Raw genomic sequence first — 13,201 nt, 5'->3', positions numbered from 1 at the left:
TAACCTCTTTAAATATAAATAAGGAAAGGAGTAAGATCATGCAGAACAAGACCAAGGTATTGACAGTGGCGGCGGTGGTGGTGTCGTTTCTGTGCGCGGTCAGCCTGGCCCTTGCCGGCACAAAGGTTGACGATGTGATCAAGATGGAAAACAAGAGTGCCTACGAGAAGCACACCAAGGGCATTATCATGTTTACCCACAAGAAGCACAATGAGGAGTACAAGCTTGACTGCGGCGAGTGTCATCATGACGACAAGGGCGCTCCCCTGAAGTTGAAGCTGGGCGACGATGTACAACCCTGCCTGGAGTGCCATACCAAGACCGGCATGCCTGACAGAAAGGCCCTGGCCGGCCTCTCTCCGGCGGACAAGAAAAAGGCGGAACTCGAGTATCACTACGGCGCCATTCATGAGAACTGCCAGGGGTGCCATGAGACATACAACAAGGAAAAAGTCGGTGACGCCCGAAAGGGTCCGGCCCCTGTGTCCTGCACCCAGTGCCATCCCAAGACGGCCAAGTAACACCGGCCCGTAAAAATTCTTACAAGCAGAAGGCAGGGGAAAAGCATCGTCTTTTCCCCTGCCTTTTTTTATGTCCTGGCCGGGGGGCGGGCCGCACAATTGACGGGGGGAGGCACCATGAATATAAACGCGTTTTTTAAATTCGCGGAAAGAAACACCACAGCCGGCACCGAGATTCGGGCCGGCATCACTACCTTTCTGATGATGGCTTACATCATCGTGGTCAATCCCGGTATTCTCTCCAAGTCGGGCATGCCCTTTTCCGGAGTGCTGTTTGCCACGGTGCTGGTGTGCGCGATCAGCTCCATTGCCATGGGGCTTTACGCCAACCTGCCTTACGGCCTGGCCCCGGGCATGGGCATCAACGCCTTTTTCACCTTCAGCTTGGTCCTCGGCATGGGCATTGACTGGCAGACCGCTCTGGGCGCGGTTTTTGTGTCCGGCGTTCTTTTTATGGTGCTGTCGCTGACCGGCGTGCGAACCGAGATCGTCAAGGCCATTCCGCCCCCCCTTCGTTTCGGCCTGGCCGCGGGCATCGGGGTGTTTCTGGCCCTTATCGGCTTTCAGAGCGCGGGCTTTATCGTGGCCAGCCCGGCTACATTGATCACCTTTGGCCCCATGAACGCGGTCACCTTACTGTTTGTGGCCGGGCTGGTGATCACCTCGGCCCTGATGCTTAAAAAAGTGCCCGGCGCGTTGATTCTCGGTATTTTTATCACATCGCTCCTGGCCCTGGCCGTATCCCTGGCAGGGCCCGGTGCCGGATGGCTGGACAGCCCCATTGTGACGCTGCCGGAAAAGGTTTTTGCCTGGCCCAGCCTGGAGGTTTTTCTCAAGCTTGACATTGCCGGCGCTCTGACCCTGGGCATGATCATGCCGGTATTTGCTTTTCTGTTTGTAGATCTGTTTGACTCTATTGCCTCGTTTGTGGGTATCTCCCATGTGGCCGGCCTGGTGGAAAAAGACGGTACCCCTTCCAACATGGGCAGGGCCCTGCTGGTGGACGCGGGGTCCACCACCATCTCCGGCCTTTTCGGCTCATCTTCGGGAACGGTTTACGTGGAGTCGGCGGCCGGAATTGAAGAGGGAGGGCGCACCGGCCTCACCGCCGTGGTGGCCGGCCTGCTGTTCCTGCCCTTTATGTTTCTTTCCCCCCTGCTCTCTTTTATTCCGGAGGTGGCCACCGCGCCGGTGCTGGTGCTGGTGGGGGTCTTCATGGCCCAGCCCCTGATGCAGATCAACTGGAAGAATTTGGAGGAGGCCATCCCCGCCTTTCTGGCGGTGGTGCTGATTCCCATGACCTACAGCATCACCCAGGGCGTTATCTGGAGCTTTCTGATCTACACCCTGATCAAGCTGGTGCTGGGCAAGGGAAAAGAGGTCCACTGGATGCTCTACATCATTGACGGGTTTGCCGTTTTGTCCCTGTGTCAACCCTTGATTTAGGCCAATCCAAATAGAAATCGCTATCGCTATCGGTATCGGTATCGGTATCGGTATCGGTATCGAAATCGAAATCGAAATTCAAAATGCGGCAAATCGGGTAGTGACATGTGAAGGGGGTCATCATTGTGGAGACGGGCCGGGGGAAAACATCAAGGTTTGTAGTGTGCCCGTAAGGGCATTCGGCAAAACGGTATCAAACGACCGGTCTTTGTCGGGTGCCACGGGCCAGGCGACAGCCTGCCCGTGTTTGTTTTAAACGTCATTGCGATCCCGCCAAGGCGGGACAGGGCCGCAAAGCAATCTTGTCCGGATGCGAATAGATTGCTTCGTCGTCTACGCCTCGCAATGACGCCGCCTCGAAGCATGGCCTCTTGCTTTTCAGGGTTTCGCCTGGTTCGCCCGGAATTCCTCAAGGGCGCCAAGCACGTCATTCATGAGATCCTCGGAAAAGATGGTGCCGGCTAGTTTTTTTCTGACCCGCAGGCCCGCCTGGGCGATGGCTGCCTGGTCTGCGGCGGAGAGGGTCACGGCTTTCATGCCGGTTTTGGTTTTAAAGGCATTCAGTGCCCGCTCGTCGTAGGTCCTGATCTGGTCTCTCCAAGCCCCTTCAAACAGGCCAACCTCAAACACGAGCAGCTCCTGAACATTGCGGGTAAAGGTGTCCGACGCTTCAAAGTGCCGCTGTATTCTTTCCACGGCCCGGACGCCGAGGATAACAACAGCCGGTGAAAAGAGCAGCGGTGGGGTGATATAGTAACCGGCGTATTGATATGCCTGCATGCCGAGCATCCAGGCGGCGGGGGCCAGGGTGGTGTCGGCCAGCCCCGTGCTCAAGGCCGACATGACTTCCGGCACTACCACGGGTATGGGGTTGATACCGAGTTCATTGTATATGGTGCTTTCAACCGTCCCCCAGCAGCTGATAACCTTCTGTTTTCTAAGGTCCGCAAGGCTGTCTATCCGGTTTTTTGAGTAGATGTGAAAGTGTCCGGTGTCGATAAGGGCCGCCAGGATATACCCTCTTTCTTCAAAGCCCGCGTCTATGCGTTTCCGAAACTTTTTGTATATGTAGTCGATCTCTTCATAGTTGTTGAACAGCCCCGGCAGCATGAACACCGCGGTTTCCGGGGAGGCGGCCAGCATGCCCAGGGTTGTGGCCCCGCAGACGTCGAGCTGGCCGATGTCGATTTTTCTTAAAATATCATAATCTTCTCCCATGATGCCCCCGCCGTAAAGCTTCAGCGTGATCTTTCCGTCGCTTAATTCTTCCATGCGGGGAATCAGCATCTTTTCCGGCACGTTCAGCCAGGGCGTGCCTTTGGGGGCAAGGGTGCCGACCTTGAAAACCATCTGGTCGCCGTCCTTGACAATGGACGCCATCTCTTTCCAGACCCGTTTTTTAATCTCTTCCCATGTTAAATGAGAACCAAAAAGCCCGTCAATCCTTCCGGAGATTTCCTGCAAATAGTACCTGGATGTGATGTGCCGGTTCATCAGGATGGGAATCGTCTGCTCTACAATCGATTCAAGTTCGGCTTTGGTTAAAAGGCCCTTATCAAGCATGCTTCTCATTTTTTGCTGTTTTTGGGCCAGGTCAGGCGCAAAAGCCTTCCCGGTCCACACGGCTTCCATGCTCGCCACCACCGTATCCCGGACCTCCTGTTGGGCCGCATCCGTAGCGGACACCTGCGCCGGTGTAACTGCAAAAAAGAACATGGCGGCAAAACAGGACCATATCCAAAGCCGAACACTTTTAAAAAAAACACTGCTCATAATGATTTGTCCTTTACGCGAATATTGATTAATGTCGAAATATTTCATGAAACATGCGGTTAATTTTCTGACAAAGCCCTAAAATCACTCCGGGCAGATGATTCGGATGCCGGGGAAATAGGTCCTGTACCGGCCTGCATCCCGTGTGATCAAATCCAGGTCAAGCACCGCGGCCTGGGCGCCTATATAAAAGTCGGGCAGTGGAGCCTTTCTGGTCCCTCTGGCCTTTCTGTATTTGAGATACGCTTTTCCTGCCAGGAACAGGGCTTCTCTGGGAATTTCCAGCATTCGAAATCCGCCTTTGTGAAGTGCTGACTCCACTTCCTCGATTTTTTTAAACCCGATCGAGACTTCCGTATAAATTATCGGGTTGATATAAAGGGCTGTGCGGGCGCAATAAGCTGCCAGTGTGGATTCAGACCAGTCCGCCCATTCGGGATCATCAAGAAAGACATCCAGAACCACATTGGAGTCGACCAGAAGCCCCTTCATTTGTCAGACCTTGTCAGGGCCATGATTTGGTCGGTCGTCATTTTAACCGTGGCAATCCCGCGCAGTTTTGCAAACGTTCGGTCCGCGATTTTTTCTTCTTTTTGCTTTACCAGAAAGACACGGCCTTTTTCCTCGACAAAATCAACCTCCGATGCCGGGGTGATGCCCAGTTTTTTGCGAATATGCCGGGGAATGGTAACCTGGCCTTTTATGGTGACTCTCATAATTTGCCTCCGGTAATACGTATTACCGGAAATAGTAATACTTTTGGTTGGCCGTGTCAACGAAGAAGGGCGTTACCGCGTTCGGCAGTATAAAGCCGAATCACGGCTTGCGACCGAACGTTCCGGCACCTCCGCCGTATCCCGGGATCAGATCGATATCAGGTGACGCGCCAGTGCTTCAGGCGCTGAAAAAAACGGAGAGTGGCTCGTGTCCATGGTGATGATGGTATCACATGGGGTGGCGCTGTACATCCGTTTCTGTGCTTCCGGCGTTATGGCCCTGTCCCGCAGGCACTCAATGTATACCCGAGGGGCCTGGCCGAAGTTTTTCGAAGTGACATGAATCGGCACGATGACCGGGGCCATGGGTTCGGGCTGAAGCAGAAGCCGGGCCAGGGCCACGTCCGCGTCGCCGCAATCACCGTAAAAGGCCTGCTGAACAGCGGTTTCCGGAAGGGTGGCATATCCGCCGGCCTCGTTGATCTCCACGTTGCAGGTGACGTCTGACGTCAAATCGGCCAGCAGAACATCCAGTACCGACTGGCCGTCGCGCAGCAGAAACGCGCAGAGATAGATCAGTGCCCGCACCTTGTCGGGCCTTGCCTCGGCCGCCTGGCTGATTACCATGCCCCCCCGGCTGTGACCGACCAGAAGGACCGGCTCCGGCGCGGCGTCAAGAATCCGGCCGATATCCCGTGCCCACGTGTCCGGACCTATCTCGGCGATGGGGGTTTTGTCGCGACCAAAACCCGACAGGTCCGGCGCAATTACCCGATGGCCGGCCGCTTCCAGAAGGGGTATCAATCTGTACCAGCACCAGGCCCCGTGCCATGAACCATGAACCAGAACAAAAGTGCTCAATGTCACCTCCCTGTGGTTTGGAAAGAAATTGTTTCGGCGGTTACGTGCGGATCATTTTTTTATGCAGCAGACTCTTTTTACTATGGATTCAAGAGGAGGGAAAGAAAAAAGGCCAGTCCCCTGTCCGTCATAGCCTCCGGTGACGGCGGATGCAGCTTGGCCGTGCCACCCGATAAAAAACAAGCCGCACCGGTATGCCGTACTCCCACAAAGAAAAGCGGGTCTTGCACGCCGGGAGCGCCGCACCCCAGTGCGGCAACGTACTTTTCTTGCCGCCAAGAAAAGTACACGGAAAAGCAAAAAGGTATTTAAATCAATTTTATTCTGGATTGCCCAATCAAGTTGGGCAATGACGGATGCGGAAACAGGTCAATTTTATCCTGGATCACCCGGTTCGACCTTCGCCCTGCGGGCTGCGGCCCGACAGGCAAGCCGGGTAATAACACATGACGCGGGCAGGATTGCTTCGTCGCTCCGCTTCTCGCAATGACGCACAGCGCGGGCGCCCCCTTGTTTGTAGTGTGCCCGTAAGGGCATCGAACATGCCCGGTCGGTAAACGCCTGACGGCGTCACTACAAACACAATGCAAACGACTGTTGTTGCAACCGGACAAAATCGATCCCGATCCCGATTTGGAAAGGTGTTGCCGCCGGTTTATCTTTTTTCCAGAAGGGCTTCTGTGTAAAAAACCAGGTTACAGCATCTCCGGGGGAAACGCCACCACATCATCGATGGTGGTGGCGTCGCAGAAAAGCATGACCAGACGGTCGATGCCCAGAGCGTTGCCCGCTGCGTCGGGCATGCGATCCATGTCGGAAAGAAACTGTTTCGGCCGGGGCAGGGGGGCAAGGCCCCGGCCGGTTCGGCGGGATTCTTCCTGTTGAAACCGTTCTTCGTAAGCAGCGGCGCCGGTGAGTTCCGAGAACCCATTGCACAGTTCCAGGCCCCCGATATAGAGCTCAAACCGCTCCACCACAGTCGGGTCCGCGGCTTTTTGCCGGGCAAAGGCGGCGCCGGTTGCGGCCGGATAGTCATACAGAAACACGGGCCGGTCCAGGCCGAGTTCTGGCTCGATGTCACAGCCGATTCGCTCGTCAAAGGCCCCTGTTTTTACGGCCTGTTCCATGGTCTGGTCGGTGTACCGCTCAAAGGCCTGGGCCACGGTCATGGCCGGCCAGTCCGGGGAGAGGTCGATGGCGGCGCCCTGGTAGAAAAGGGAGTTGCCCGTGCCGAGTTGTTCGGCCACAAATCGAACCAGTGCTTCTGTTTCGGCCATCAGGTCAAAATAATCGGCCCCGGCCCGGTACCATTCCAGCATGGAAAACTCGGGCAGGTGCTTTTTGCCCCGTTCAGCTTTACGAAAGGTTTTGCATATCTGAAAGATGCGCTGGTGGCCGGCTGAAAGCAGCCGCTTCATGCACTGCTCCGGCGAGGTCTGCAGAAACCAGGTTTCTGATGCCACGGGATCGATGTGGGCTTCGGGCAGAAGGGAGGGCAGGCGCACCGGGGTATCCACTTCGAGGTAGTCACGGTCGAGAAAAAACCGGCGCACCGCGTTGATGACAAGTGCCCGGGTTTTTAAGTGGTGGTGGAAGGACATGAAAGCTTCGGGCTAGGCCTTCTTCTCAAGGTACGCGTCATCGGGCCGATTCTGCAGAAAGACCTTGCGGTACTGGGAGACATCGGCCTCGTCGTACCACTGGTGGCCGGTGGCTTTACAGGCGTCGCAGGCGAAAAGCGGAATGTGAACCGCCAGAATGCGGTTGCCCCGGTCCGAGGAGGAGTCGATGCGCAGGGCGCCGCCGCACTCCCTGCAGATACGGATGGTTTCGTGCTGGGTTTCGTAGATGCCGTCGGTGTCGTAGAAGATGCGGCTGGTCCGCTCCTCAAACTCCTTGCCGGCCTGGCGCTGTTCGGTGAGGCTGTCCCGCTGTTGCCACAGCTCCAGCACGGCGTTGCCGATGCGCTCAATCTGGGCGGTCACGTTGGCGGACTGGCGAATGGCCTCGGGATCGTATCCCGGCTCTTTGACCTTGCTGTAATCCACACCGGCCATGGCCAGGATGATGCCCACGTTGACATAGGGCAGGGCCCCTTCAATGGAATAGCCGCCCTCGAGCACGGCAATGTCCGGCTTCAGCAGCTCGGTGAGCCGGGCATACCCCTGGGCCGAAAAGTTCATGTCGGTAAGCGGGTCGGAGTAGTGGTTGTCCTGACCGGCGGAGTTGACGATGATGTCGGGCTTAAAATCCTTGAGTACGGGCAGCACCACGTTTTCGATAATATGGAGAAACCCGTCTTCCGAGGTCCGGGGGGGCAGGGGAATGTTCAACGTGCGGCCCGCGGCATTGGGCCCGCCCATCTCTTCGGGAAACCCCGACCCCGGATACAGTGTGCGGCCGTCCTGGTGAATGGAGATAAACAGGGTGTCCGGATCGTGCCAGTAGATGTCCTGGGTGCCGTCGCCGTGGTGGCAGTCGGTGTCAACGATGGCCACCTTTTTTACCTTGTGGAAGGTTCGCAGGTATTCGATCATGATGGCTTCGATGTTGACGTTGCAGAAGCCTCTGGCCCCGTGCACCACCCGTTTGGCGTGGTGGCCGGGAGGCCGCACCAGTGCGAACCCGTTTACGATCTCCTTGTTCATGACGGCGACGCCGATGCGCTTGGCGCTGCCCGCGCTGATAAAGTGGGACTCGGTCATTACCGCGGCCACGGTGGGTACACAGAAGTGAACCCGGCTCACGTCCGCCTCGGTGACCACGTCGGACTTGAACTCCACCAGGCCGTCAATGTCAAAGAGCCCTTCTTCCAGTGCCTGGTCCTGGGTGTAGAGCAGCCGCTCCTCCCGTTCCGGGTGGGTGGGATCAATGGCCCAGTCAAAGGCCGGGAAAAAGACCAGTCCGGTTTTTCGTTTGGCTTTCAGCATACGTTGCCTGCCTCGGCTTGCATGGCCATTTCGGCCGTCAGTTTTCTGGCGATCACGTCATACCCGCTGATCAGGCCGGGCACCACCTGGGCCTTGATGCGGATGTTTCTGCCGGCTGCGGAAAAGCCGCGCACCATGTTGAACTGGAGGTTTTCCACCACCTCCATCTCCAGGTCGGCCTCGGAGGCCCCTCTGCCCAGGGCCTTTTTCTTGAGAAGAGCCAGCGTTTTTTTGACGGCATCTTCCCGGGAAAAGGAGCTGGTGATTTTGTCAAAGAAGTTTTCCTCCGGCGCGGTGAGAATCCCCCGCTGGGTGTCGGCAAACAGGGTGACCTCGCTGGTGGTGCGGGCAAAGGCGGCGCCCATGGCATTGGCCACACCCCACTTGGGAACAACCATGGTGGGAATGCCTGAAAGCAGCTCCAGCTCCCTGGCAAAGCAGGGGGCCGGGCCGCCCAGGACCAGGATCTTGTTGGGCCTGACCGTGTGGCCTTCCAGGTATTCCCGCACCGTGTAAAGGGGCTTGCTGTTGATTTCGTCCACAAGGGCCATGGCGTGGCGGATCACCTCGCCGCAAAAGTGCTGGTAGATATGTTCAGCGGCCTGGACTACCGGCATTTCCATGCGGGCCGCCAGCTCCTGCATGCCGGCCAGGGACTTCTGCTGGTCCCCGGTGGCGATTCTGTCGAGAATCCGCAGCGCGTCCGTGGGTGTGGGTTCCGGTCCGCCAAAGGCCATGGCCCGGCCCCGGCGGCCAGGCCCGATTTTCAGGAGCCCGTCGGCAAGGGCCAGCACGCTGTCGCCGCCCAGGCCCACGGAGGTGGTTTTCAGCGCCCGGATCAGGGTTTTGTGGCCGGCCAGTTCAATGCCCACCGGCTCGAGCACCGGCACCTGGTTTAACACCACGCCGATGTCGGTGGTGGTGCCGCCGATATCCAGGACAATGACCTCTTCGCCTTTTTCGCAAAAGGGAATGGCGCCCATGATGCTGGCTGCCGGGCCGGACAGAATGGTCTGGCCGGGAAAGTTCATGGAAGACTCCAGGCTCATGGTGCCGCCGTCGGCCTTGAGGACGTGAATCGGTATGCGCAGACCCTTGCTGTCCAGCGATTTTTGAACGGCCTCGAAAAATTTCTTGTGAAGGGGATAGACCGAGGCGTTTAAAAAGGTGGTGGCGATGCGCCGGGGAAAGTTGAGGCTGCCCGATATCCAGTGGCCCAGAAATACCTTGCGAAACGATTTTCTCAGCGCGTCCCGCACCTTTTGCTCGTGGATCGGGTTGCGCGCGGAAAATTTGCCCACCACGCCCACGTGACGAATACCGGCGCTTTTCAGCTTGCGCGTGACATATTTCAACTGCTCCATGTCAATGGGCTCGGTCTCCCGGCCCCGGTGGTCCAGTGCGCCGCGGATGGGGTAGTAGTGCTCGTGGGTGCGAAAGGCTTCCGGGTCGATGCCCGGTCCGGACAGAACGATCATGCCGAAATCCGGGGTCAGGCCCTGGACAATGGCGTTGGTGGTGAGGGTGGTGCTGAGGACGATCCGTTCAATGGCCTTGGGCTTGATATTTTTTGATATCTGTTCGATGCCGGAGAGAACGGTCTGAAACAGGTTGGTTTCGTCGGTGGGGACCTTGATGTCTTTGATCAGGCCATCCTTGTCCAGTAAGACAACGTCGGTATGGGTTCCGCCGACATCCAGCCCGATGATCATGCGTTGCGTCTCCCGTTTATGAAGTTAAGGTTTTCAACGTCACGCAGAAGGTCTCTTATATCATAACCGTTGGAATAAATGCAAATTCAAACTGCCGGGGCCTGCGGGTACGGGTCATGTTCTGTCCGATCGCTCCCGTGCGATCAGGGCCGCGCCCAGGGCGCCGACAAGATCGGGGTGCCCGGGTACGTGAACAGGGGTTCCCAGAGCTTCGGACAGGGCCTGAACCACGCCGGCGTTGCGGGCCACACCGCCGGACATGGCCGTGGGCAGGACGGCGAGGTCGTCTCCGGCAACGCGCCGCACAAGGGACAGGGTGCGGGAGGCAATGGACCGGTTCAGGCCCCGGGCGATCTCGTTGATGGGCTTGCCCCCGGCGATCAGGGAGACCACCTCGCTTTCCGCGAACACGGTGCACATGCTGCTCAAAGTCAGGTTTTCCTGGGCGCCTTCGTCCAGGGTCGCCATCTGGTCAATGTCCACCTCCAGGGCCCGGGCCATGGCTTCGAGGAACCGGCCGGTGCCGGCGGCGCACTTGTCGTTCATGGCAAAGTCGGTCACCCGGCCGTCCGGGCCCAGGCGGATCGCCTTGCTGTCCTGGCCGCCGATGTCAATGAGCAGCCGGGTCTCGGGCAGCAGGTGAATGATGCCCCTGGCGTGGCAGGTAATCTCGGTAACCGCGGCCAGCTTTTCCTCCACCCGGTTTCTGCCGTAGCCTGTTGATACGGTGGCCAGAATGTCGGTATTCGAAAGGCCGGCCTGGTTCAGGGCTTCGGTGGTGGCCCGGCGGATCGCCTCGGTGTTCCGGGCGCCGGTGGGCACCACGGAAAAGCCGCGAATGGCAAGCGAATCATCTACAATCACCGCGTCGCAGGAGAGGCTGCCGATGTCGATGCCCATGTAAAAGCCGGGACGTGTTGCCGGATCATTATTGTGTTTCATGGCTGTCTGTGATTAAATCCCTATCATGTTTTTCGACCGGTTTTGCAACCGGCCGATGCTCCACACTATCGGTCCCCGGCCGTTGGATTGTCAAGCAAAAACCGGGGCCGGACGCGGGAAAGGGGGACAGGTGCAGTTTCATAAATATCACGGGTTGGGCAACGACTACATCGTCATCGACCCGGCGGATGCCGGGGAAGTGCTCTCCGCCGACCAGGTGCGGCGCATCTGCCACCGCAATTACGGCATGGGGTCAGATGGCATTCTGTTCGGGCCTTTTGCCGGCAGCCGGGGCGATTTCGGCCTGCGCATTTTCAACCCCGACGGCAGCGAGGCGGAAAAGAGCGGCAACGGCCTGCGGATTTTTGCCCGGTACCTGTGGGACATGGGGCTGGTGGACGCTGACGCGCCCTTTGCTATTGACACCAAAGGGGGCGTGGTCCATGCCATGGTCCATGGGGCCGACGGCCTGATCACTGTGGACATGGGAACCGTCAGCTTTGAGGCCGCCGATATTCCGGTGACGGGCATCACAGGCGAGGTCCTGAACCAGCCTGTTTGCGTGAAAGGCCGGGACCTGGTCTACTGCGGGGCCACCATCGGCAACCCCCACTGCGTGGTGCTTTGCGATGAAATATCCGATCAAATGGCCCTGGAGCTGGGCAGCTCCCTGGAAAACGACCCCCGGTTTCCCAACCGTACCAATGTCCAGTTCATGAAGGTGATCGACAGAAACACCATCGCCATCGAGATCTGGGAGCGGGGCGCGGGCTATACCCTGGCTTCGGGCAGCAGCGCTTCTGCATCCGCTGCCGTAGCCCGCAGAATCGGTGTCTGTGACCAATCTATTATTGTGCACATGCCCGGCGGAACGCTTGACATCACTGTAAAAGACGACTATTCAATACGGTTGACCGGACCGGCGGCAAAAATCGCCATGGGTACCCTTTCAACAGAGGTGTGGTCCGGTACACCACCGGAGGAATAAGGATTTGTGAATGGGAAAAACGATTGCACAGAAAATTTTTGACGCGCATAGTGTGGACCAGCCCTTTGGAGAGGTTCATGTGATAAGGCTTGACGGTGTGTTCTGTCATGAGATCACCACACCCACAGCCATCTGCGACCTGATGGAAAAAAATAAGGACCGGGTCTTTGATCCGTCAAAGATCAAGGCGGTGATCGACCACGTGACCCCGGCCAAGGACTCCAAGACCGCGGCCCAGGGAAAGATCCTGCGGCAGTGGGCCCGGCGTCACGGCATCGACGGGTTTTTCGATATCGGCCGCAACGGCGTGTGCCACGCGCTTTTTCCTGAGCAGGGGTTTGTGCGGCCCGGCCACACCATTATCATGGGAGACTCCCACACCTGCACCTACGGCGCTTTTGGCGCCTTTGCCGCGGGCGTGGGCACCACCGACCTGGAGGTGGGTATTTTAAAGGGCGTCTGCGCCTTAAACTATCCGTCCACCATCAAGGTGGTGTTAAACGGGAAGCTTTCCCCCGGCGTTTATGCCAAGGACGTGATCCTGGCGGTGATTGCCGAGCTGGGGGTCAACGGCGCCACCAACCGGGTGATTGAGTTTACCGGCCCCTGCGTGGACGCTATGAGCATGGAGGCCCGCATGACCCTGTGCAACATGGCCATCGAGGCCGGGGGCACCTGCGGCATCTGCTATCCGGACAAGACCACCGTGGCCTACCTGTGGGAGTTCATCAAGGGCGAATACCCTTCCCGGCAGGCGGCTCTCAAGGCGTTCAAGAAACTGGTATCCGACCCGGACGCGGATTACGACCGGGTACTGGAAATGGATATCAGCGACCTGTCGCCCCGGGTGACCTACGGCTACAAGCCGGACTGTGTCAAACCCGTGGCCGAGATGGAGGGCACCCCCATCGACCAGGTCTATATCGGCTCGTGCACCAACGGCCGGCTGGAGGACCTGCGGGTGGCCGCAAAAGTACTGAAAGGCAAAAAGGTGCATCCGTCGGTGCGGGGCATTGTCTCTCCGGCCACGCCCACGGTGTTTCAGGCCGCGCTTGAGGAGGGACTGATCGCGACGTTCATGGCCGCGGGTTTCTGTGTCACCAACCCCACCTGCGGGGCCTGCCTGGGCATGAGCAACGGCGTGCTGGCCCCGGGCGAGGTGTGCCTGTCCACCACCAACCGGAATTTCAACGGCCGCATGGGCAAGGGCGGCATGGTTCACCTGGCCAGCCCGGCCACGGCCGCGGCCGGCGCCATTGCCGGTTGCATCACCAACTCGAAACTGTATAAAAAACGCGCGGAGTAGAAGCGG

At 58.2% G+C, this 13,201-nt stretch carries 12 protein-coding genes; 4 read left to right on the top strand and 8 right to left on the bottom strand.

Translation table 11 applies throughout. The features are described 5' to 3' along the window. The first annotated feature begins 38 nt into the window (after positions 1-38). Entirely contained in the window at positions 39-521 is a 483-nt protein-coding gene (locus DOLE_RS16310) for a cytochrome c3 family protein (RefSeq protein WP_012176583.1), read from the top strand. A 117-nt stretch (positions 522-638) separates the two neighbouring features. Continuing rightward, entirely contained in the window at positions 639-1,967 is a 1,329-nt protein-coding gene (locus DOLE_RS16305; RefSeq protein ID WP_012176582.1) for an NCS2 family permease, read from the top strand. Between the two features lie 378 nt (positions 1,968-2,345). Here the strand turns inward: DOLE_RS16305 and dctP are convergent, their stop codons facing one another. From dctP to DOLE_RS16265, 8 genes are all read right to left on the bottom strand, one after another. Then, positions 2,346-3,740 (bottom strand): TRAP transporter substrate-binding protein DctP, encoded by a 1,395-nt coding sequence (gene dctP / locus DOLE_RS16300; protein ID WP_012176581.1) that lies wholly within the window; start codon positions 3,738-3,740, stop codon positions 2,346-2,348. A gap of 84 nt (positions 3,741-3,824) precedes the next feature. Beyond that, positions 3,825-4,232 carry a type II toxin-antitoxin system VapC family toxin gene (locus tag DOLE_RS16295; RefSeq protein ID WP_012176580.1) on the bottom strand — a complete coding sequence of 136 codons (408 nt, stop codon included), beginning with the start codon at positions 4,230-4,232 and terminating at the stop codon, positions 3,825-3,827. Next, on the bottom strand, positions 4,229-4,456 hold the full coding sequence (locus DOLE_RS16290) for an AbrB/MazE/SpoVT family DNA-binding domain-containing protein (RefSeq protein WP_012176579.1): 228 nt from the start codon (positions 4,454-4,456) through the stop codon (positions 4,229-4,231). The genes DOLE_RS16295 and DOLE_RS16290 overlap by 4 nt, the downstream gene beginning before the upstream one ends. 147 nt (positions 4,457-4,603) lie before the next feature. Continuing rightward, the gene (locus DOLE_RS16285) at positions 4,604-5,317 is read right to left on the bottom strand and encodes an alpha/beta fold hydrolase (protein WP_012176578.1); all 714 of its coding nucleotides are present in this window, start codon (positions 5,315-5,317) and stop codon (positions 4,604-4,606) included. Positions 5,318-6,012: 695 nt separating this feature from the next. Continuing rightward, positions 6,013-6,918 carry an EF-P lysine aminoacylase EpmA gene (gene epmA / locus DOLE_RS16280; protein ID WP_012176577.1) on the bottom strand — a complete coding sequence of 302 codons (906 nt, stop codon included), beginning with the start codon at positions 6,916-6,918 and terminating at the stop codon, positions 6,013-6,015. Between the two features lie 12 nt (positions 6,919-6,930). Continuing rightward, positions 6,931-8,247 carry a histone deacetylase family protein gene (locus DOLE_RS16275; RefSeq protein WP_012176576.1) on the bottom strand — a complete coding sequence of 439 codons (1,317 nt, stop codon included), beginning with the start codon at positions 8,245-8,247 and terminating at the stop codon, positions 6,931-6,933. Further along, complete coding sequence (locus DOLE_RS16270; RefSeq protein ID WP_012176575.1) at positions 8,241-9,959, bottom strand: hydantoinase/oxoprolinase family protein; 1,719 nt, start codon at positions 9,957-9,959, stop codon at positions 8,241-8,243. The genes DOLE_RS16275 and DOLE_RS16270 overlap by 7 nt, the downstream gene beginning before the upstream one ends. Positions 9,960-10,073: 114 nt before the next feature. Then, positions 10,074-10,901 (bottom strand): acyl-CoA dehydratase activase, encoded by an 828-nt coding sequence (locus DOLE_RS16265; protein ID WP_012176574.1) that lies wholly within the window; start codon positions 10,899-10,901, stop codon positions 10,074-10,076. Between the two features lie 130 nt (positions 10,902-11,031). On the opposite strand from DOLE_RS16265, the gene dapF reads away from it, so the two are divergent. Next, entirely contained in the window at positions 11,032-11,889 is an 858-nt protein-coding gene (gene dapF / locus DOLE_RS16260) for a diaminopimelate epimerase (protein WP_041280662.1), read from the top strand. Between the two features lie 10 nt (positions 11,890-11,899). After that, positions 11,900-13,195: a 3-isopropylmalate dehydratase large subunit gene (locus DOLE_RS16255; protein ID WP_012176572.1), complete on the top strand. Its 1,296-nt coding sequence runs from the start codon at positions 11,900-11,902 to the stop codon at positions 13,193-13,195. The last annotated feature ends 6 nt before the right edge of the window (positions 13,196-13,201 follow it).

The sequence above is a fragment of the Desulfosudis oleivorans Hxd3 genome (assembly GCF_000018405.1).
Classification (GTDB): domain Bacteria; phylum Desulfobacterota; class Desulfobacteria; order Desulfobacterales; family Desulfosudaceae; genus Desulfosudis; species Desulfosudis oleivorans.
The sequence above is the reverse complement of the archived record's forward strand: the minus strand, read 5'-3'. Positions and strand labels throughout refer to the sequence as shown.

What these genes read in the sequence shown, in the direction of transcription:
- DOLE_RS16265 (WP_012176574.1), bottom strand. Translation starts at nt 10,901, where the DNA reads ATGAAACACAATAATGATCCGGCAACACGTCCCGGCTTTTACATGGGC.
- DOLE_RS16305 (WP_012176582.1), top strand. Translation starts at nt 639, where the DNA reads ATGAATATAAACGCGTTTTTTAAATTCGCGGAAAGAAACACCACAGCC.
- DOLE_RS16255 (WP_012176572.1), top strand. Translation starts at nt 11,900, where the DNA reads ATGGGAAAAACGATTGCACAGAAAATTTTTGACGCGCATAGTGTGGAC.
- DOLE_RS16275 (WP_012176576.1), bottom strand. Translation starts at nt 8,247, where the DNA reads ATGCTGAAAGCCAAACGAAAAACCGGACTGGTCTTTTTCCCGGCCTTT.
- DOLE_RS16290 (WP_012176579.1), bottom strand. Translation starts at nt 4,456, where the DNA reads ATGAGAGTCACCATAAAAGGCCAGGTTACCATTCCCCGGCATATTCGC.
- dctP (WP_012176581.1), bottom strand. Translation starts at nt 3,740, where the DNA reads ATGAGCAGTGTTTTTTTTAAAAGTGTTCGGCTTTGGATATGGTCCTGT.
- DOLE_RS16295 (WP_012176580.1), bottom strand. Translation starts at nt 4,232, where the DNA reads ATGAAGGGGCTTCTGGTCGACTCCAATGTGGTTCTGGATGTCTTTCTT.
- DOLE_RS16270 (WP_012176575.1), bottom strand. Translation starts at nt 9,959, where the DNA reads ATGATCATCGGGCTGGATGTCGGCGGAACCCATACCGACGTTGTCTTA.
- DOLE_RS16310 (WP_012176583.1), top strand. Translation starts at nt 39, where the DNA reads ATGCAGAACAAGACCAAGGTATTGACAGTGGCGGCGGTGGTGGTGTCG.
- epmA (WP_012176577.1), bottom strand. Translation starts at nt 6,918, where the DNA reads ATGTCCTTCCACCACCACTTAAAAACCCGGGCACTTGTCATCAACGCG.